The organism is Candidatus Pelagibacter sp. Uisw_127, assembly GCF_047722515.1.
In the GTDB taxonomy this organism is placed as follows: domain Bacteria; phylum Pseudomonadota; class Alphaproteobacteria; order Pelagibacterales; family Pelagibacteraceae; genus Pelagibacter.
On record NZ_CP159815.1, the window covers coordinates 753,940 to 772,358 of the forward strand.

18 protein-coding genes and 1 riboswitch are annotated in these 18,419 nt (G+C 32.4%); of the genes, 7 read left to right on the top strand and 11 right to left on the bottom strand.

Going from position 1 to position 18,419, the window contains the following annotated elements; all coding sequences use genetic code 11:
• Positions 1–74 precede the first annotated feature (74 nt).
• From ABXT65_RS04180 to ABXT65_RS04195, 4 genes are all read right to left on the bottom strand, one after another.
• Positions 75–350: an HU family DNA-binding protein gene (locus ABXT65_RS04180; RefSeq protein WP_169036682.1), complete on the bottom strand. Its 276-nt coding sequence runs from the start codon at positions 348–350 to the stop codon at positions 75–77.
• Between the two features lie 164 nt (positions 351–514).
• A complete protein-coding gene (rseP, locus tag ABXT65_RS04185) occupies positions 515–1,624 on the bottom strand; it encodes an RIP metalloprotease RseP (RefSeq protein ID WP_415322450.1) in 1,110 nt (369 codons plus the stop codon).
• Positions 1,625–1,661: 37 nt separating this feature from the next.
• Complete coding sequence (locus ABXT65_RS04190) at positions 1,662–2,429, bottom strand: ABC transporter permease (RefSeq protein ID WP_415322452.1); 768 nt, start codon at positions 2,427–2,429, stop codon at positions 1,662–1,664.
• Positions 2,419–3,354: an ABC transporter ATP-binding protein gene (locus ABXT65_RS04195; RefSeq protein ID WP_415322453.1), complete on the bottom strand. Its 936-nt coding sequence runs from the start codon at positions 3,352–3,354 to the stop codon at positions 2,419–2,421. The genes ABXT65_RS04190 and ABXT65_RS04195 overlap by 11 nt, the downstream gene beginning before the upstream one ends.
• Before the next feature lie 153 nt (positions 3,355–3,507).
• Positions 3,508–3,597: riboswitch (TPP riboswitch) on the top strand.
• Here ABXT65_RS04195 and ABXT65_RS04200 point away from each other — a divergent pair.
• A complete protein-coding gene (locus ABXT65_RS04200; protein ID WP_415322455.1) occupies positions 3,585–5,078 on the top strand; it encodes a sodium:solute symporter family transporter in 1,494 nt (497 codons plus the stop codon). Its footprint overlaps the riboswitch before it by 13 nt.
• Positions 5,078–5,740, top strand: coding sequence for a TenA family protein (locus ABXT65_RS04205; RefSeq protein WP_415322457.1), 663 nt, complete (start codon positions 5,078–5,080; stop codon positions 5,738–5,740). The genes ABXT65_RS04200 and ABXT65_RS04205 overlap by 1 nt, the downstream gene beginning before the upstream one ends.
• Positions 5,741–5,744: 4 nt before the next feature.
• Here the strand turns inward: ABXT65_RS04205 and ABXT65_RS04210 are convergent, their stop codons facing one another.
• From ABXT65_RS04210 to ABXT65_RS04235, 6 genes are all read right to left on the bottom strand, one after another.
• A complete protein-coding gene (locus tag ABXT65_RS04210; protein WP_415322459.1) occupies positions 5,745–6,254 on the bottom strand; it encodes a hypothetical protein in 510 nt (169 codons plus the stop codon).
• Positions 6,255–6,267: 13 nt separating this feature from the next.
• Positions 6,268–7,380, bottom strand: coding sequence for an alanine dehydrogenase (gene ald, locus ABXT65_RS04215; protein WP_415322461.1), 1,113 nt, complete (start codon positions 7,378–7,380; stop codon positions 6,268–6,270).
• Between the two features lie 42 nt (positions 7,381–7,422).
• Complete coding sequence (locus tag ABXT65_RS04220; protein WP_415322463.1) at positions 7,423–8,769, bottom strand: aspartate aminotransferase family protein; 1,347 nt, start codon at positions 8,767–8,769, stop codon at positions 7,423–7,425.
• A 108-nt stretch (positions 8,770–8,877) separates the two neighbouring features.
• Positions 8,878–9,333: a TRAP transporter small permease gene (locus ABXT65_RS04225; RefSeq protein ID WP_229704552.1), complete on the bottom strand. Its 456-nt coding sequence runs from the start codon at positions 9,331–9,333 to the stop codon at positions 8,878–8,880.
• A gap of 58 nt (positions 9,334–9,391) precedes the next feature.
• On the bottom strand, positions 9,392–10,675 hold the full coding sequence (locus tag ABXT65_RS04230; protein WP_415322465.1) for a TRAP transporter large permease: 1,284 nt from the start codon (positions 10,673–10,675) through the stop codon (positions 9,392–9,394).
• A gap of 93 nt (positions 10,676–10,768) precedes the next feature.
• Complete coding sequence (locus ABXT65_RS04235; protein ID WP_415322467.1) at positions 10,769–11,809, bottom strand: TRAP transporter substrate-binding protein; 1,041 nt, start codon at positions 11,807–11,809, stop codon at positions 10,769–10,771.
• A 408-nt stretch (positions 11,810–12,217) separates the two neighbouring features.
• On the opposite strand from ABXT65_RS04235, the gene ABXT65_RS04240 reads away from it, so the two are divergent.
• The 5 genes from ABXT65_RS04240 (at position 12,218) to ABXT65_RS04260 (ending at position 17,258) form a co-directional block, all read left to right on the top strand.
• Positions 12,218–13,162, top strand: a complete 945-nt coding sequence (locus ABXT65_RS04240; protein WP_415286849.1) for an ABC transporter substrate-binding protein — start codon at positions 12,218–12,220, stop codon at positions 13,160–13,162.
• A gap of 88 nt (positions 13,163–13,250) precedes the next feature.
• Positions 13,251–14,048 (top strand): ATP-binding cassette domain-containing protein, encoded by a 798-nt coding sequence (locus ABXT65_RS04245; RefSeq protein ID WP_415294484.1) that lies wholly within the window; start codon positions 13,251–13,253, stop codon positions 14,046–14,048.
• A 1-nt stretch (position 14,049) separates the two neighbouring features.
• A complete protein-coding gene (locus ABXT65_RS04250; RefSeq protein ID WP_415322469.1) occupies positions 14,050–15,963 on the top strand; it encodes an ABC transporter permease in 1,914 nt (637 codons plus the stop codon).
• Between the two features lie 18 nt (positions 15,964–15,981).
• Positions 15,982–16,989, top strand: a complete 1,008-nt coding sequence (locus tag ABXT65_RS04255; protein WP_415322471.1) for an Ldh family oxidoreductase — start codon at positions 15,982–15,984, stop codon at positions 16,987–16,989.
• 23 nt (positions 16,990–17,012) lie between these two features.
• Positions 17,013–17,258: a hypothetical protein gene (locus ABXT65_RS04260; protein ID WP_415322473.1), complete on the top strand. Its 246-nt coding sequence runs from the start codon at positions 17,013–17,015 to the stop codon at positions 17,256–17,258.
• On the opposite strand, the gene ABXT65_RS04265 is transcribed toward ABXT65_RS04260, so the two are convergent.
• Positions 17,259–18,401, bottom strand: a complete 1,143-nt coding sequence (locus ABXT65_RS04265; protein WP_415322475.1) for an epoxide hydrolase family protein — start codon at positions 18,399–18,401, stop codon at positions 17,259–17,261. It lies immediately after the preceding gene.
• Positions 18,402–18,419: the final 18 nt, after the last annotated feature.

Below are 18,419 nucleotides of genomic sequence, written 5' to 3' on the forward strand. Positions count from 1 at the left end.
GTTATGCGGTATTTGCATATACTAACAGCCTTATTACATTTCTATAAAAGGCTGTTAATTAATTTTAGAATAAACTATTTGTTAAACATTTCTTTAAGTGACTTAGCTGGTAAGAACTTAACTTTTTGAGAAGCACCAATTTGAATTTGCTCTCCAGTTCTTGGGTTTCTTCCAACTCTAGCTTTTCTTTTTGCTACTTTATAAGTACCAAATCCAGCAATTTTCACAGTGTCATCGCCTTTTAATGCATCCAGAATAGTGTTTGTAATTGTATCAAAAGTACGCTCCGCATCAGCTTTACTTAGGTTTAGAGAACCTGAAAGTTGTGCTATTAATTGTTTTTTGTTCATTTTTTTAGCTCCGGTTTTATTGATTATTTCTCTTTATTTTACATAAAAGCCCATAAATCAAGCTTTTTATTAGCGTTTCTTATAATAATAACCCCAATATATAGTAGATTGTTAAATAAATGTTGATTCTAATGGATTATTTAAGTTTTAAAAAAATTAATTAGTTAAAATAAACCGACGTCTTTTAGGTCATTGAACGTTGTAAAAAACATCAATGATAGCAATAAAAACATTCCGATTCGAAAAAAACCTTCTTGAGTTTTTTGTGATAAAGGACGCCCTAATACCTTTTCAATTCCGTAAAACATTAAGTGACCACCATCTAACATTGGAATTGGGAACAAGTTTATTAACCCTAAGCTAATAGAAATATAAGCCATAAGGCTTATAAAAGGTAAAATTCCAAATTCTGCAACTTGTCCACTAATTTTTGCTATTCGAATTGGACCACCTAACTGCGAAGTATCACCATTTCCAGTAAGCATACTGCCAATATATTTAAGGGAAGAAGTACTTACATAGTAAACTTCATTAACCGCATAAAACAGCGCTTTAGCAGGTCCAAGTTTAACGTGGTTTACTTCGTTATTAAAAGCTCCAAGCTTAATGCCAACCATTCGTTTACTAATTTTATTACCAAGATTATCCTCTCCTTCAACAATGTTAGGTTTTACTCTAAAGGTTAAATCTTGATCATACCTGTTTACTGTAAAATTGATAAATTCATCAGTAGACATCATGATGTATTTTGAAACATCCATAATACTTGTAACTTCATTGCCATCAATTGAGACCACAATATCATTGTCTTTAAGACCGGCTACCATTGCAGGACTATCTTTTTGAACTTCATTAATAACAGCTGGTGTAAAGTCTTTTCCAGCAAAGGTATAAACAGAGAAAAATATTAGAATTGCTAATAAAAAGTTAGCTAAAGGGCCACCAAATACAATTAAAGCTCTTTGATATAAGGGTTTTAGTACAAATAGTTTATCTTGATCTTCTTTACTATATTCTTTTATAATTTTGTCATTATCAGCTTGGCTATAAACGTTTCTATCACCAAAAAACTTAACATATCCCCCAAGTGGTATGACACAAACTTTCCACCTAGTGCCTGATTTATCATTCCAACCAAACATTTCTTTACCAAAACCGATTGAAAAATCAGTAACCCCTACACCAAATCGTTTAGCAAAATAATAATGCCCATATTCATGAATAAACACCACGATAACAATTAAAACTATGAAGGGTAATATATAAGACAACATGATTATAATTTAATAATACTATTTATTATTCTAATTTCTAGCTTTTAATATTATAGCCTTTTTTAAGTAACATTGTGACCAAGATTACACAAATCACTAAAAAAAGTACCATTGAGCTTATACTTATCCAAATATCAAAATCAGATACACCGTAGAAAGAAAATCTTAAGCCATCAATTAAATAAACCACTGGATTAAAGTAAGAAATTGTTTGCCAAAATGGTGGCAACATATCAAGAGAGTATAAACTTCCACCTAAAAATACCATGGGTGTAATAACTAACGATGGAATGATCGACATCTGTTCAAAGTTTTTACTAACAACTCCAATTAAAAAACCAAATAAAGCAAATGTAAAAGAAACTAAAACTAATAAAAATATCATTAACAATGGATATTTAACTGTCACATCCGCAAAAAAAGAAGCAGTTGCATAAATTACAGCACCAACGATTAATGTTTTAGTAGCTCCTGCCCCAACAAAAGCTAGAACAGTTTCAAGCGTTGATATAGGTGCTGCTAAAATCTCGTTAATAGTTCCATTAAATTTTGGAAAAAATATTCCAAACGAAGTGTTACTTATTGATTGAGTTAACAGAGTTAACATTAATAAACCGGGTACAATGAATGATCCATAACTAACACCATCAATTTTTTCAATATAACCTCCAATAACTGAACCAAACACTACAAAATATAATGAGGTGGATATTACTGGTGAAAGAATAGACTGACCTACAGTTCTTATAAATCTATTCATCTCATGAACATAAATAGCTCTAAACCCGTAATAATTAAATTTCATTATTCTCCTTTACTAAATCAACAAATATCTTCTCCAAAGTACTTTGTTCTGTTTTTAAATCTTTTAACTTTAAGCCAGTATCTTTTAAGTCTTGTAATAAATCTGTAATACCAGTTTTTTCAGCTTGAACATTATAAGTATAAATTAAAGACATGTGTTCTTCACCCATTTCAAGACTATATTTAATTAAATCATCAGGAATTTCTTTAATTTTTTTTTGTAATTCAATGGTTAGTTTTTTATGACCCATTTTTTTAATTAATTCTTTTTTATCTTCAACAATAATAATTTCTCCTTGATTAATTACAGCTACACGGTCAGCAATAGCTTCTGCCTCTTCAATATAATGGGTAGTTAAGATAATTGTGACCCCTGTTTTTCTTAATTCTTCAACAACCATCCACATGTCTCTTCTAAGTTCAACATCTACACCTGCTGTTGGTTCATCAAGAAATAGTATTTTAGGCTCATGAGACAAAGCTTTTGCAATTAAAACTCTTCTCTTCATTCCACCTGACAATTGTCTCAGTCTTTGATCTTTTTTATCCCACAAACTTAAATCTTTTAGAATTTTCTCAATGTGTTCTGGTTTAGGTGGCTTTCCATACAATCCTCTGGAATAAGACACGGTATCAAAAACAGTTTCAAAAGATTCTAAGTTAAGCTCTTGAGGAACAAGCCCTATTCTTGATCTCGTCTCTCTATAATCTTTTATAATATCAAAATTATCAATTGTAACAGTTCCTGAGGAAGGTTTAACAATTCCACAAATAATACTGATTAAACTTGTTTTTCCCGCACCATTAGGTCCAAGCATTGCAAGGATCTCACCTTGTTTTACTTTAAGACTAACACCATTAAGGGCTTTAAAACCATTATCATAAACTTTAGATAAGCTGTTAATGGATATTTGAATCTCAGACATTTATTAGGGTGTATATAGTTATTAATGAAATTAATTCAATAAACCTAGTAATTTAATACATTATTTCATTACCCAGTGTTCATATCTTGGGGTTAAAATTTGACTTAATTTAATTATTTCTTTAATTAACTTTTATATTCTTTTTTTTAAGAATATCAGTTTCTGGGGTGCTGTAAAAAGCTGAGAATATACCCAAAGAACCTGTTGTATAATCACAACGAAGGGAAAAAATGAACACAATATATCTAGATCAATCAACTACTATTATTACTCTACTTTTGACTTCATTAGCTTTTGCTGCTATTGGAATTGTTTATTCAAAAGGTAAACTTTCAATTAACTCGTATTTAAATGCAGACAGATCAATTGGTAAAAGATCTTTAACTGCATCTTTAGTTGCATCATGTTTTGGTGTGTGGATTTTAATTGGTCCATCAGAAGCTGCTACTTGGGGTGGTTTAGGTGCTATAATTGGTTATGGCTTAGGTCAAGCTCTACCCTTCTTAGCTTTTATTACAATCGGTCAACGAATGAGAAAAATTATGCCTAATGGTAATACTCTTACTCAATTTGTTCTAATTAGATTTGGTAATGCTATGTTTCGTTTAGTTTTATTATTAACAATAATGTACATGTTTGTTTATTTTGCAGCTGAAGTTACAGCGATTGCAAAAGTTGTTAACTTAATGTCAGGGTTTCCTCTTTGGCAAACCTCTCTTGTAATAATTGTAGCTACTTTATCTTACACTCTTTACGGGGGGCTTAGAGCTTCAATTTTTACAGATAAAATTCAATTTATTATAATTATGATTTTATTAATATTTGCTATCAACCATATCTTTAATTCTGGAAATAATACTTTTTCTATGGATTTAATTAATGAGAAAGCTGGTACTTTAATGAGTGGTAAATATTTTTATGGATATACTGCTGGCTTAACTTTCTTCATTGCAGTTTTTGCAACAAACTTATTTGATCAAGGTGTTTGGCAGAGAGTATTTGCAGCAAAAAGTTCAGATGATTTAAGAAAAGGATTTATGTCTGCCTTCTTTATTGTAATTCCATTTATGCTTGTTTTAGGTTTCTTTGGAATTCTTGCAGTATCAGTTGATAAAGCAGCCGACCCTAGTACTTTATTCTTTACTCTTTTATTAGAGCCATTTACTGGAATTAATTCTTTGTTAACAATCTCAATATTAATTTTAGTTTTAGCCTTAGTGATTAGTAGTATGGATACACTTATTAATGCGCTTTCAAGCACTATTACTATTGAGGGAAATAAGTTTATTAGTTTAAAAAATAAGAATAGTTATCTTACACTTTCTAAATACTTAATATGTGGTTTATCAGTAATTGTTTTTTTGATTGCATCTAAGGGTTACAGCGTCTTATTTATGTTTTTATTTGCTGATTTATTATGTTGTGCTGCAGTATTTCCTATTTTTTATGGGATGTTCAAGGGTGATGTTGATGAAAAACTTTCTTTAATTTCAGTTATAATTGGACTGATATCTGGATTGCTTTTATTTCCAAATCAAACTTTTGATAAAAGTATTTTAATTGGTGGATTATTTCCAGCTGAAGCATTTCCGATCTGGATATCTACAGCGTTATTATTTTGGTCATTTATTTTAGCAACATTTACACCCATGATTACAGTGATGCTTTTTAAAAAGAATGGTAACTTTAATTTTTCTAAGATTAAAACTTCAATTAAGGAATAGTGAATATTTATAATAATAAAAAAACTTTTTTTTATAAATTAAAAAGTAGCTGTAAGAAGGAATGGTCTGAATATACTAATCATAAATTTTTATCTGATTTAGTAAGCAACAAACTGCCTAATAAAAATTTTAAAAATTATTTAGTTCAAGATTATGTTTTCTTACAGCAATTTCTTAGAATTTTAGCTCTTAGTATTTATAAATCTAAGAGCTTTGAGGAAATTAATAAATCAGTAAATTTTATTAAGGGAATTGATCATGAAATCAAACTCCACATCAATTATTGCAAAAAGTGGAAGATACCCCTTAAGTCCCTTAATAATATAGTAATCGAGAAAGCTAATAGTTCTTATACTGACTATGTACTGAGTGTGGGTAAAAATGGAAACAATCTTGATATCTTCTCATGCCTATCAGTATGTATCATTGGCTATGGTGAGATTGGGTTTAATCTTTCTAAAATTAAAAACTGGAAAAAAAGTAAATATAGTTCTTGGATAAAAATGTATTCATCAAAAGAATACCAACAAGTAGCTAAAGACAATATTGATTATTTGGATATTCTCTTGAAAAATAATAAGGGTAAAAAATTAAATACACTTAAAAGAAACTTTAAAAAATCAACTATCCTTGAAAAAAATTTTTGGGAATGTTTTGTTTAAATTTTTAGTTGCTTAAAATTTCTAAAGGTAATGGAGCTTCTGGGTATTTTTCCTTACAAAGTTTTTCATAATTTTTGCAAAGAGTACTTACCGTATCATGCGCTTCATCTTTAGAATTTAAAAATTTAATTAAAGTATCTCTCTCAAGTTCAATTTCTTTAATATCTGTTCCACTTAAATATTCACCTGTCTCAACTTCCCAGTAAGTATCATTTAATTTTTCAACTTTTAAAGTATTAAGCTTTCTTTGAAGTTCAATAATAATCTCATCATCTGTTTTACTATCTTTCATTGGAGAGTTTGCTAATTTTCCTAAACACTTATCTTTAAGATCATCTAAAAAAGTGTTGTAGGGTTTACCTTCAGTTAAACCTTGAAAGTGATTACTTTCAAAATATTTACTGATTGCAGCATTAGTTGAGATTTTATTTTTACCTTTTGCAACAGCCACTTGGACGTAAACTTCTTGACTGATGTATTCGTTTAAATAATCTTTAATTTTATTCGATAACATTAGTTTAAAAATATTACAGGGTACTTAAAGGATCAACATAATCATGTCCAAAAACATCAGCAACCGCTTTATAGGTTACCTGACCTTTACAAACATTTAATCCTGCAAGTAAATGTTTATCTTCACTTAATGCTTTAGCATGACCATCGTTTGCAATTTTAACTAGATATGGAAGTGTTGCATTATTCAATGCTATAGTTGAAGTTCTTGGAACTCCACCAGGCATATTTGCTACACAGTAATGAATAACGTCATCAATGATATAAGTTGGATCACCATGAGTTGTTGGTTTACTCGTCTCAACACAACCTCCTTGATCAATTGCAACATCAACAATTACAGATCCTCTTTTCATTAATTTTAACATTGGTTTAGTAACTAATTTTGGTGCTTCAGCACCAGGAATTAAGACACCCCCAATTAGCAGATCAGCTTCTGCAACTAATTTATTTAAATCAATTTTATCACTTTGTTCTGGAATAATTTTATCACCAAACATTTCAACAAGTTGTTTTAGTCTTGCTTCTGATTTGTCAACGATGTGAACTTTAGCTCTCATACCAGTTGCAATGACTGCAGCGTTTTCACCAACAACACCACCCCCTAAAATGACAACTATTCCTCCTTCAACTCCAGGAGCACCACCCAATAAAAGCCCTCTACCATTTTGATTTTTTTCTAAACAATGCGCACCTGCTTGAACTGACATACGTCCAGCAACCGCACTCATTGGTGCAAGTAATGGTAACCTTCCGTTGTCATCTGTTACCGTTTCATAAGCTATACAAACACCTTTAGATTTAATTAGTCCCTCAGTTAATTCTTTAGCTGCTGCTAAGTGTAAATAAGTATAGACAATCTGATTTTCTCTAATCATCTTAACTTCACCTGATTGAGGCTCTTTTACTTTAACAATAATATCTGCATCATTAAAAATATCTTCAGCTTTATCAATGATTTTAGCACCAACACTTGTGTATTGTTCGTTTTCAAAACCAGCTTCAAACCCACCGTTGTTTTCTACTAAAACTTCATGACCTTCTGATATTAAAGTTTTAACACTATCAGGAGTTAATCCAATACGATGTTCTTGTGGTTTGATTTCTTTAGGTACGCCAATCTTCATAACAATATCTCCCTTTTCGATACTTTAATTTTTATTAAAATTTTAGTTTTTTTGATTTTTTTGATAGTTGGTAATACCGGTTCTTAACTTTTCAATAATTTCATCAATATGTTTTTCTTCACAAATGAATTGAGGAGCTATAATTAAACAATCTCCTGTAGCTTTAAAGTTAACACCAGCTTCATAACATGCTTTAAAACATTCAAATCCAGCTTTACCTGGTTTAGTGTTTAGCTTCATGTCTATTCCACCCATCATTCCATATCCTCTAATATTATCTACAGACTCTAGATCTTGAAGAGAGAACAATCCTTTTTGGAAATAAGGAGCTAAATTTTTTGCTCTATTAAAAATATCATCTTTTTCAAAAATTTCTTGCACTGCAAGAGCAGCTGCTACTGCGACTGGAATTCCTGAATAAGTATAACCATGAAATAATTCAACTGCTCCAGTTGGTGAAGCATCCATTACTGCATCATATATATAATCATTACATGCAACAACACCCATTGGTACAACACCGTTTGTTGTAGCTTTAGCCATTGTCATAATGTCTGGAGTTACTCCAAATTCATCTGCACCAAATTTAGAACCTGTTCTGCCCCATCCTGTAATTACTTCATCAAAAATTAAAAGTATTCCGTGTTTGTCACAGATCTCTCTTAGTTTTTGTAAATATCCTTTTGGTGGAACCAGTGTTCCAGTTGATCCAGCAATCGGTTCAACAATACAAGCAGCAATATTTTCGCCACCAAAATTTTGACAAATAGTTTCTAAGTCATTTGCTAAATAGTCCCCTGTCTCAGGTTGACCACTTACAAATTTGTGTTCTGGTAAATGTGTATGTCTAATGTGTTGGACACCTGGCATTAAAACGCTTGCAAACGTTTTAATATTATTCACCATTCCACCAACTGAAATACAGCCGATGTTCATTCCATGATAACCACGTTCACGTCCAACAAATCTAAATCTTTCTGCGTGCCCTTTTGCTCTATGATAAGCAACGGCAATTTTAATTGCAGTCTCTACAGCTGTAGATCCACAAATTGTAAAAAACATTTTGTTTAAATCACCAGGTGTGTGTTTTGAAATTTTTGTAGCAAGCTCAAAAGAACCACCAAAACCTTGTTGAAAAGGCTGAGCATAATCCAATGTTTCTAATTGCTTTGTAACAGCTTCTGTAATTTCTCTTCTTCCATGACCTAGTGGATTACAAAATAAACCTGAGCTCGCATCTATTTGCATTTTTCCATGGTGAGTTTTTAAGTAAACACCTTTTGCTTCTGTAATTAATCTGGGGTTTGCTTTAAAATCTTTATTAGATGTAAAAGGCATCCAATGTTCGTTTAGTGAATTAGGTACTGCAGTTCTATTTTCTGAGCTCATAAGTTTTACCTTAATTTAGTTATATTTCGATTCATAGACTAAATAGTTCAATATAACAAATTGATTTTACTATGCAAAGTGCATGTCTGGCAGACACATTTTAAAGAACTAGACCTTTTTCACAAAACTAATAGCAGCACCAATGGTCGTCAAAAATCCAGCTAACGGCAAGATTGCAACTGCATATTTCTTTGGCATATAATTCTCTTTGAACTCAATACCTTGGAAACTAATTTCAAAATACCACATTTCCCAATACTTTCCACGCATACCCTCTACAAGTTCAAATCCATAAATTATCAGAACTATACCAATTGCCATAATCATAAGTTTCCAGAATTGGCGTATATATAGCGATAGTCTATTTGGTAATTTTTCATAAATTAAATTTAAAGCTATGTGTTCATTATCTCTGGCTGTCAGAGAAAGTGCTATAAACATCAACCAAATATTACTTAATACTGTTAGCAGATCGCCCCAAACAGGAGGGTTGTTAAAAACATATCGCATGATTACGTTATAAAGGGTGAAACCAACCATCGCAGCCAAAAGGAGTGAACACATAGCTTCCAATGTACGATGGATAAAACGGTCAATGTTGTTTAAAAATTGTAACATATCACTAATTACTCAATAGGTTTGGAAGAAACATGGTTAACTCTGGAATAACAAGGATAAAAAATAAAAGTAAAAACAGCCCAACTAGATAAGGAATTAACGCAACAGCCACCTTTTCTAGACGCACTTGAGCTATTGTTGCAGCGGTAAAGAACGCGACGCCAACAGGTGGTGTTACTGATCCTATTAAGAAGCCAACTATTACAACGATAGCCGCTTGTATCTCAGGAAAGCCAGCTTGGGCCATAACATTAACTAGTACTGGTCCAACTATGATAATATTTACCGCGGAGTCCATTACCGTTCCAAGAAGAAAAATGAATAGAATCACAGCTAAAATAAAAATAATGGGGGATTCTGTAAGGCTTAGAAGCCAGTTTTCAAGATCACCGATTGCACCTAGAGAGGTAAGTAACCAACTGAAGGGTCCCGACGCAGCTATGATAATAAAAACCATTGCCGAATTACGGAATGCCCGACGAAAAGCACCAGTGCAATCTTTCCATTTAATAGTTCGATAAACGAATACACCTGTAAATAACGCAACCATTGCTGTGATAGCTCCAGCCTCTACAACCGATGCAACACCACCCATTACTGAACCCACTAAAACCACAGGTATCAGAAGGGCGAACGAGGATCGATATAACTCTTTACCAGCTCTACGTATCGAAAATGGTTCATCACTGCGCTCGAAGTTATATTTGATTGCGAAGTAATGATTAATTATCATGATCACAACACCTATCAACACGCCTGGAATAATCCCAGCAGCAAATAGTGATGCAATCGAAAGCTCAGTTGAGTTAGCAAGTACAATCATCATGATACTGGGAGGAATTATGCCTCCTATGGTGGAGCTTACGCCTGTAACCGCAGCCGAAAACGCAGGAGGATAGCCAGCTTTTTTCATAGCTGGTAATACTAATGCTCCCACTGTAGCTGTATCTGCTACCACTGAACCATTCATCCCTGCAAAAAACATACTCACAAGAACATTAACTTGGGCCAACCCCCCTCGTACACGTCCAATTAATGATTTGCTCAAGGCTACTAACCTGTCAGTAATCGTGGCACTTGTCATTAACTCACCTGTCAGCATAAAGAACGCAATTGCAGTTAATGGAACTGAATCAATAGCATTAAACATTTGACTAGGGATTAAAATAAGAGGTACAGCGTCGGTAAATAGAATATAAACAAATGGTATCAGTATTAATATGAAGCCAATGGGAGCACCTAATAAGATTAGAAAAAGGAGTACTCCAAGTAGAATGATACTTTCCATAGTTACTTAAATGTTATGATTTGTTTTAGGTAAAGATCATCTAGTTCTAAAAATTGAGCTAAATGATCTTTACACAGTTTTTCGTTGAACGATTTACAGAGCCCCAGCTTTCTCTAACTGAGCTACAAATCCATCCATTCCTTGTTCTAGAAGTACTCTTTTAGCTACCTCTGGTTCAAAAGTACCCTTGGCATCTAACCAAGCACCGATTGCACCTGATCTCCATTTAGTCATTTCCGCTTCAGATGGAACATACCATTCTTTCACAGATGCTTTAATTGCATCTTCTCCATTCTTAATCCAAGCATTATCTAACTGGTTTACTTTTTCTCCATAAGCATCGGCTGCCTTGTGTAACCATTTCTTCTCTTGAGAAGATAGAGCATTATACTGCTTTGCATCCATTGCTAGAATATTTCCAGACCACATGCCACCAATCTCAGTGAAGTATTTTGCAACTTCATGAAGTTTTGCTACATGTTGCCAAGGGCTAGCAACATACTGACCTTCAACTACACCCGACTGTAGGCCTGAGTATAACTGGCTCCAATCATAAGGTGTTGGAGTTGCACCCCAATTTTTAACTAGCATAAACTCAATTGGACTCTTAGTAGTACGCCACTTTAGACCTTTCATATCATTAGGAACGTGAACTGGTTTAGTTGCATTTCCAAGCTGTCTGAATCCACCGCTTGAATATACAGAAAGGCAAATATGGCCTGAATTCTCAAGTGCAAGTTTGCACTGTCTTTCTGCAAGCCATTCATTTGATATTCTTTTCGCATCTTCTAGTGACTTGAAAATGAAAGGTAAATCAAAAATTGCTAACTCTGATCCGAAATTACCATAGTTTGCCGTAGAACTAGTCCAAAGGGATATAAGTCCTTGGTTAGCTTGTTCACCACATTTCTGTTCAGCACATAAACTTTTTTGATAAAATGGTTCAATTTTCATCTTGCCAGCGGAGGCTTTCTCTAGGGCCGGCATCAATGCTTGATCTATGGCGTCACCGATTGGCATACCCAATCTACCAGTAGTTCCGAGCTTAAGAGTTACCTCTGCAAAAGAGGCTTGGGCAAAGAAAGCAATTGCAAACCCTGTGAGTAGTTTCCTAAAAATTTTTTTATTAAACATTAATAAATCTCCTGTTAGTTAAATTAATCTTAGGATTAATATCCTAAATTAAAGTAATCTAAATTACTAGAATTTTTTGTGAGACCATTTAATGTCACAGAAATTATGTCTGTAAAAATTTTCCATATTTATTATTAATTTTTTGATTAGAAAATCCTTGCATTAATAAAATTGAAAAAGATATTATTAACAAACAAATAGATAAATGATTTGTTTGTGGGTTTAAATACTTTAATAAATAAAGGTCAATTGGAGAACTAATTGTTATTCCTAATAATATTTTACAACTTATAATTGAAACTTTTAATTATTAGAAATGCAGATATACAATATATTTTGTTTTACATCACGCCTAAATTGAATTTAAATATCATTAATTTAATTAAATTAATAACAGAGGGAATAATAATGAAAAAAATAATTAGTTTTATTCTTGGTACGGTAGTTGCTCTTAACCTATCTATGTCAGTTGCAAATGCAGCTGCTAAAGAAGTTAGAGTTGCATTCTTTTTAGAGTGGCCTACTCCAAATCAAGAAGACAAAGTTAAAATGATGTTTGATAAAGCACTAGGTGTTCCAGTTAAATGGACTAACTTTTCAAATGGTGGTGCAATGACTGACGCTATGTTAGCAGGAGATATAGATATCTCTTACTCACAAGGTTTAGTGCCATTTATTAATGCTGTTAAATCTAAAGCACCTTTGAAACTTGTGGACGTTGCTATGGAATACGGAATGGGTGGTACAACTTGTGTTACATCTAAAGCTTCTGGTATTACATCGGCGAACGGTTCTGAGTTAGAAGGCAAAAAAGTTGCAGTTCCTCTAGGAACTATGGCTGAGTATGTTTTTGATGAAAGTATGAAGGTTGTTGGTGCTGATAAAAGCAAAATGACTGTTATTCAAATGGACCCTGAAGAAGGTGCTGCTGCACTAGTTTCTGGTGACGTTTCAATGGCTTGTTTATTTGGTGGTAACTCTATTAAAGCAGCTTTAACTGTTGGTACAAGATTGTTAACAGTTCAAGCAGCTCGTGATGCAGGTATTAAAGGTATCGATATTACATCTGTTACTGATAAATTTATGAAAGAAAACCCAGGAATGTTGAGAACTTTCATAGAAGTAACTCATGAAGCTAATGCTAGATACGCAGCTGGTAAAAGTGATATGAATGTAATCGCAAAAGATGCTGAGATGAAACTTGGAGATATGAAAGAAACTTTAGGTGGATTTGTATTCTTGAATGCTGCAGATACTAAAAAATCTATGGAGTCAGGTGGAACTCTTGATGGTTTCTTAAAAGGAATGGGTACTCCTAACGGAGCAGTAGATACAAGCTTTTTACCTCTATAATTTAGAGAGTAAGATAAAATTAGATAGGCGCCAATTTATTAAATTGGTGCCTATTTTTTTAAATAAAATTTAATATAAACTTATTTCTATGAGTGATTTAATTTCTCAAAATCTAAACATGATCTTTAAAACTCCAAAGGGAGAAACTGTTCATGCACTAAAAGATGTAAATTTCACACTTAAAAAAGGAGAACTTTTAACTGTTCTTGGACCTTCTGGATGTGGAAAAACAACTTTATTGAATATCACTGCAGGGTTTCTCAGGCCAACTTCAGGAGTAATTACTCTTAATGGAAATGAAATTAATGGTCCAGGGGTTGAAAGAGGAATGGTTTTTCAACAAGGTGCTTTATTTGAATGGTTAACAGTTGCTGAAAATGTGGACTTTGGATTGAGAATGAAAAAAGAAGATCCAATTAAAACAGCAAAAAAAGTTGATGAATGGTTAAATATAGTTGGTTTACAAGGCTTTGGAGATACACCAACTTATCAATTATCTGGGGGTATGCAGCAAAGAGTTGCTCTTGCGCGATGTTTAATTAATGATCCAGATTTAATTTTGATGGATGAACCTTTGGGAGCACTAGATGCCCTAACAAGAGAAAAGATGCAGTCATTAGTTTTAAAAATTTGGAAAGAAACTGGAAAAACAATTATTTTAATTACCCACTCAGTTGAGGAAGCTTTGTTACTTGGAGAAAGATTATATGTAATGGCACCAAGACCAGGCCGAATACATAAGGAGTATAAACTACCCTTTGCTACAATGGGGATTGATGGTGATTTAAGAGAAATAAAAAAAACTAAAGATTTTGGAAGTAAAAGAGAAGAAATTCTAACCATGATTTGGAACATGGAAGAAGAAATCATGGGTAAAGATATTTAATATGATTACAGGTATTATAACATTTTTAATTATCTTCGCCGTTATAAGTTCTATTCTTTATGGAATAAAATTAGCCAAGACTGAAAAAATAGATGCTGTTTTTGGGAACCCTGAAAGAGCCAAAGGTGGAGCTCACTGGATTATTGTTGGAAGTAGTTTTTTATTAATAGCATGGCTTTATTATTCGTGGGATTTAGCAAAGTCTTTTTATCCTCAGTCTGCTAATGAACTTTGTCAAGTTGCAAAAGTAAATGACTCAATGCTTTCATTAAAATATTTATTTCCAATTGAAGAAAGAGAATTTAAAAGTACTTCAATTATTAGAAGTGAAAACAAAAACATTGAAAAATTAGCTAATGAAATTAGAAATTCATCAGTAATTCGAAATCAAGATAAAGATAAGCTTTTAGGTTTTATTAAAAAAACTAAAAGAACGATTCCATTGCTAACTAATGAGGACCTTCTTGAAAATGAAACAAAAATTAAAATCGGTGATCTGACTAACAGAATAGCTTGGTTAACAAAAGATTTTCAAAAAATAAGTTATCCACCAATAAAAAGTATTGAAGAAGAAAATGCGAGAATTGAAGCTTTAAAAATACAAGGTGGATGGGGATCTTCAGGAACAGCTGTAGAAAATACAATAGAAATTCCAACTATTCCTGAAACTAAAAAAGGATTAAAGTTTGATGCTGCAGCAAAAGAATTAACTTTAATTAGTGATGATTTTTTCAAATTAAGAAATCATAATTCACAATACAAAACTTTGATGAAAGAAATCAAAGATGGAATAAAAAAATATAGATCAGAGCTAGATGAAACACAGGAGGTGGCATCAATATTGGCAAAAGATGTACTTAAAATTGCAAGAAGAATTGAGTACGCAAGCATATTTCCTCCAAAAACTCTTGATGCTATGCAACAAGCAATTTTAGAATTTGATGTTATTCAAAAAAAAGAACAAGGAAGTCTAAGATTAATTGATATATTTTTATTTCCTACTGGAACAATAATTTCAAGTGGTCCTAATTGTTCAGAGCAAGGTTCTGGTAGATGGCTACCCAAACCATCAGATACTTTGAAAAAATTTACACTTTTATTAAAACCAAGTATTGGATTTAAAAATATTCCACTGATTTGGTATGAAATGATGGATGTTAGTAAAGTTGTTGGCTTTATTTTACCAGATTGGATAGCAGATATTATCCCTGGTAAATACCCAGTTCATAGTAATGACGGGACTGTAAAACCAAATTTTAAAAGTAAAGTTTTTAATGTTGTTACTGGTGAATTCAAGTTATTCAAAATACCAGTACCAATGGGTCACATATGGGATTCTTTCCTAAGAGTATTCTTAGGCCTAGTGCTTGGAATAATATTTGGTGTACCACTTGGTTTGTTGATGGGTTTAAATAGGTTTGCTAAAGGGTTCTTTGATCCATTAATTGAACTTTATAGACCAGTTCCACCACTTGCTTGGGCTCCATTAGTTATTACTGTATTTGGAATTGATAACGTTGGAAAAGTATTCTTACTATTTATGGTTTCTTTTTCGATTATGATCATCTCTGCAAGGGCTGGTGCTTCTGGAACTCAATTATCTAAAATTCATGCTTCTCACTCGCTTGGTGCATCGAAATGGCAAATATTAAGATATGTTATTTTTCCAAACTCTTTACCTGAAATTTTAACAGGAGTAAGAGTTGCAGTTGGGATGTGTTGGGGAACTTTAGTTGCAGCAGAATTTTTAGCTGGAACGACAGGCATTGGATTTGTTGAAAATGTTGCTAAGAAATACTTCCAATACGAAGTTATTTGGATAACTATTTTTGTAATGGGTATGCTTGGTCTTTTATTTGACATTGCTTTAAGAAAAATAATTACCAAAACTATTCCATGGCATGGTAAAGGTTAACCAATCATTTAATAAATTATGAATTCTTCAAAATTAAAGAGTATCATTAAAGATATTTTTATCCGTCACAAACTAAGTAAAAATCATGCAACCATATGTGCAGAAGCTATAATTAACGCTGAATTGGTTGGTGCTCCATCACATGGTTTATCTAGGCTTAAAATGTATTGTGACCGTATTTCTAAAAAAGTAATTAATCCAAAAGCCAAAATAAAAATTAAAAAAATTTCACAATCGATTGCTCATGTTGATGGTAATAACAGTATTGGTTTTGTTGCAGCAGATATTGCCATTAAAACAGCAATAAGTAATGCTAAAAAGACTGGGATTGGTATAGTTGCGGTTAAAAATAGCGGTCACTATGGTTTGTCTGGCTATTACGCAGAGCAAGCAGTTAAAAAAGGCTTGATGGTCATGGTGTTTACAAACGCCCCTCCTGCTGTTGCACCTCATGGAGCATTAAAAAGTTTATTTGGAACAAATCCTATTTGCTTTGGAACACCTACGGGATCTAAAGTTCCTTTTATTCTAGATACATCAATATCAATGATTAATAGAGGAAAAATTAGAGTAGCCGCAAGAGAAGGAACAAAAATTCCTGAAGGTGTTGCTTTAGATAAATATGGTAAACCCACAACAGATCCTAAAAAAGCTTTAGAAGGTGTTCAATTACCCATAGCAGGTTTTAGGGGATCTGGTTTAGCATGGATGGTAGATATTTTAAGTGGGGTCTTTACAGGGGGTAATCATGCAGGTCGTGTTAAAGATCCTTTTACAGACTTTAGTGGACCTCAAAATATAGGTCATTTATTTTTTGTACTAAAACCTAATTTATTTGTTGGAAATAGTTATAATAAGAGAATTAAAGATAATATTAAAACAATAAAAAAATTACCTAAAATCAAAGGGGTGAAAGAAATTCTTTATCCTGGGCAAAATAAATTCAACAAACATAAGAATAACCTTAAAAAAGAGATTAAAATTTCCAAAAATATAATGGAAGATTTAAATAGTTTATTGAAATAAAGTTATTATAATAAGCTTCTAATATGCGTCCTGTATTTAAAATTATTATAATATATGAAATAGTTTTTTTTATTTTTTGGAATTTTCTATATTATTCTAACCCTGGTGTTGAAAGTTGGTTTAAATTAGAAAATCTAACAGCTGTGTATACTGTTCTTTCAACTATGGCTTTAGGATTTGGTTTTGTATATGTGATTTTTATCACTGCAAAATTAACAGGAATGGTTAAAAAGATTAAATCCCTAAAAGATCCAAGGTCAAATATTTAATTAACGAATAGTTTTAGCAAATTTTATAATATCTTTAACTAGCAACTCTGGTTCTTCCATTGCTGCGAAATGTCCACCACTTGGCATCTCGGTCCATTGTGTAATATTAAATATTCTATCAACATAAGATTTTGGAGGCCATTCAGACATCTCGGCTGGAAAAATTGCGGCAGCAGTTGGTATTTCTATTTTTTTAAAGTCTTTAGGAAAAAAACGTCCGCCCTCTTCTCTTCTTCCATAATAAATCCAAGAAGCTGTATTAAAAGTTTTTGTAACTACATAAACCATAATATTTGCTAATAAAGTATCCTTTGAGTAAACACTTTCAATATCACCATCTTTTAAATCAGACCAAGAATACATCTTTTCAATAATCCATGCTGCAATACCAACGGGGCTATCCATCATACCGTAACTCAACGTTTGTGGCTTTGTTGCTTGTTGGGTTCTATAGCCATCCTGCATTATTTGATCTTTATCAAACCTTTTTTGCCATTCTTCTTCTTGCTTTGATTGTGGGCCATCAGCATGACGCATAGTTAAACAATTAATATGAATTGCCTTACATGACTTTGAATGATCATAACCAATCCAATTTGCAATAGTTGCTCCCCAGTCTCCACCTTGTGCCATATAATTTTTATACTCAAGGTTTTTTGTCATTAGTTTATTTAAGATAGCTGCCATTTTTCTTGGACCAATTGGCTTAGATGGTCTACCTGAAAATCCAAAACCTGGTAAAGAAGGAACAATAACATCAAATGCATCTTCAATGTTTCCACCAAATTTTTCTGGGTGTGCAAGTTTTTCAATTATATGTAAAAACTCTACAACTGATCCAGGCCATCCATGCATAAGAAGTAATGGAGTTGGGTTAGAGCCACTACCCTTTTCATGAATAAAATGCATTTCAATATCATCTACAACAGTTGTAAAATTTGAAAATTTGTTTATTTCTACTTCATGCTTTCTCCAATCAAAATCTTTAACCCAATAACTTGAGATCTCCTTCATATAATCAAGGTTACTTCCATATTTCCAGCCACCATCATCTGGCATTTCATGCCATGGGTAATCTTTTACCTTAGTGTAAATCTCTTGAAGTGTTTTATCGGGAATATTTAGTTTAAAAGGCTTAATCATTATTAATTTACAGTATAT

Coding starts and splice junctions, on each gene's coding strand:
- ABXT65_RS04180 (WP_169036682.1), bottom strand. CDS start 350: ATGAACAAAAAACAATTAATAGCACAACTTTCAGGTTCTCTAAACCTA.
- rseP (WP_415322450.1), bottom strand. CDS start 1,624: ATGTTGTCTTATATATTACCCTTCATAGTTTTAATTGTTATCGTGGTG.
- ABXT65_RS04190 (WP_415322452.1), bottom strand. CDS start 2,429: ATGAAATTTAATTATTACGGGTTTAGAGCTATTTATGTTCATGAGATG.
- ABXT65_RS04195 (WP_415322453.1), bottom strand. CDS start 3,354: ATGTCTGAGATTCAAATATCCATTAACAGCTTATCTAAAGTTTATGAT.
- ABXT65_RS04200 (WP_415322455.1), top strand. CDS start 3,585: ATGAACACAATATATCTAGATCAATCAACTACTATTATTACTCTACTT.
- ABXT65_RS04210 (WP_415322459.1), bottom strand. CDS start 6,254: ATGTTATCGAATAAAATTAAAGATTATTTAAACGAATACATCAGTCAA.
- ald (WP_415322461.1), bottom strand. CDS start 7,380: ATGAAGATTGGCGTACCTAAAGAAATCAAACCACAAGAACATCGTATT.
- ABXT65_RS04220 (WP_415322463.1), bottom strand. CDS start 8,769: ATGAGCTCAGAAAATAGAACTGCAGTACCTAATTCACTAAACGAACAT.
- ABXT65_RS04225 (WP_229704552.1), bottom strand. CDS start 9,333: ATGTGTTCACTCCTTTTGGCTGCGATGGTTGGTTTCACCCTTTATAAC.
- ABXT65_RS04230 (WP_415322465.1), bottom strand. CDS start 10,675: ATGGAAAGTATCATTCTACTTGGAGTACTCCTTTTTCTAATCTTATTA.
- ABXT65_RS04235 (WP_415322467.1), bottom strand. CDS start 11,809: ATGTTTAATAAAAAAATTTTTAGGAAACTACTCACAGGGTTTGCAATT.
- ABXT65_RS04240 (WP_415286849.1), top strand. CDS start 12,218: ATGAAAAAAATAATTAGTTTTATTCTTGGTACGGTAGTTGCTCTTAAC.
- ABXT65_RS04245 (WP_415294484.1), top strand. CDS start 13,251: ATGAGTGATTTAATTTCTCAAAATCTAAACATGATCTTTAAAACTCCA.
- ABXT65_RS04250 (WP_415322469.1), top strand. CDS start 14,050: ATGATTACAGGTATTATAACATTTTTAATTATCTTCGCCGTTATAAGT.
- ABXT65_RS04255 (WP_415322471.1), top strand. CDS start 15,982: ATGAATTCTTCAAAATTAAAGAGTATCATTAAAGATATTTTTATCCGT.
- ABXT65_RS04260 (WP_415322473.1), top strand. CDS start 17,013: ATGCGTCCTGTATTTAAAATTATTATAATATATGAAATAGTTTTTTTT.
- ABXT65_RS04265 (WP_415322475.1), bottom strand. CDS start 18,401: ATGATTAAGCCTTTTAAACTAAATATTCCCGATAAAACACTTCAAGAG.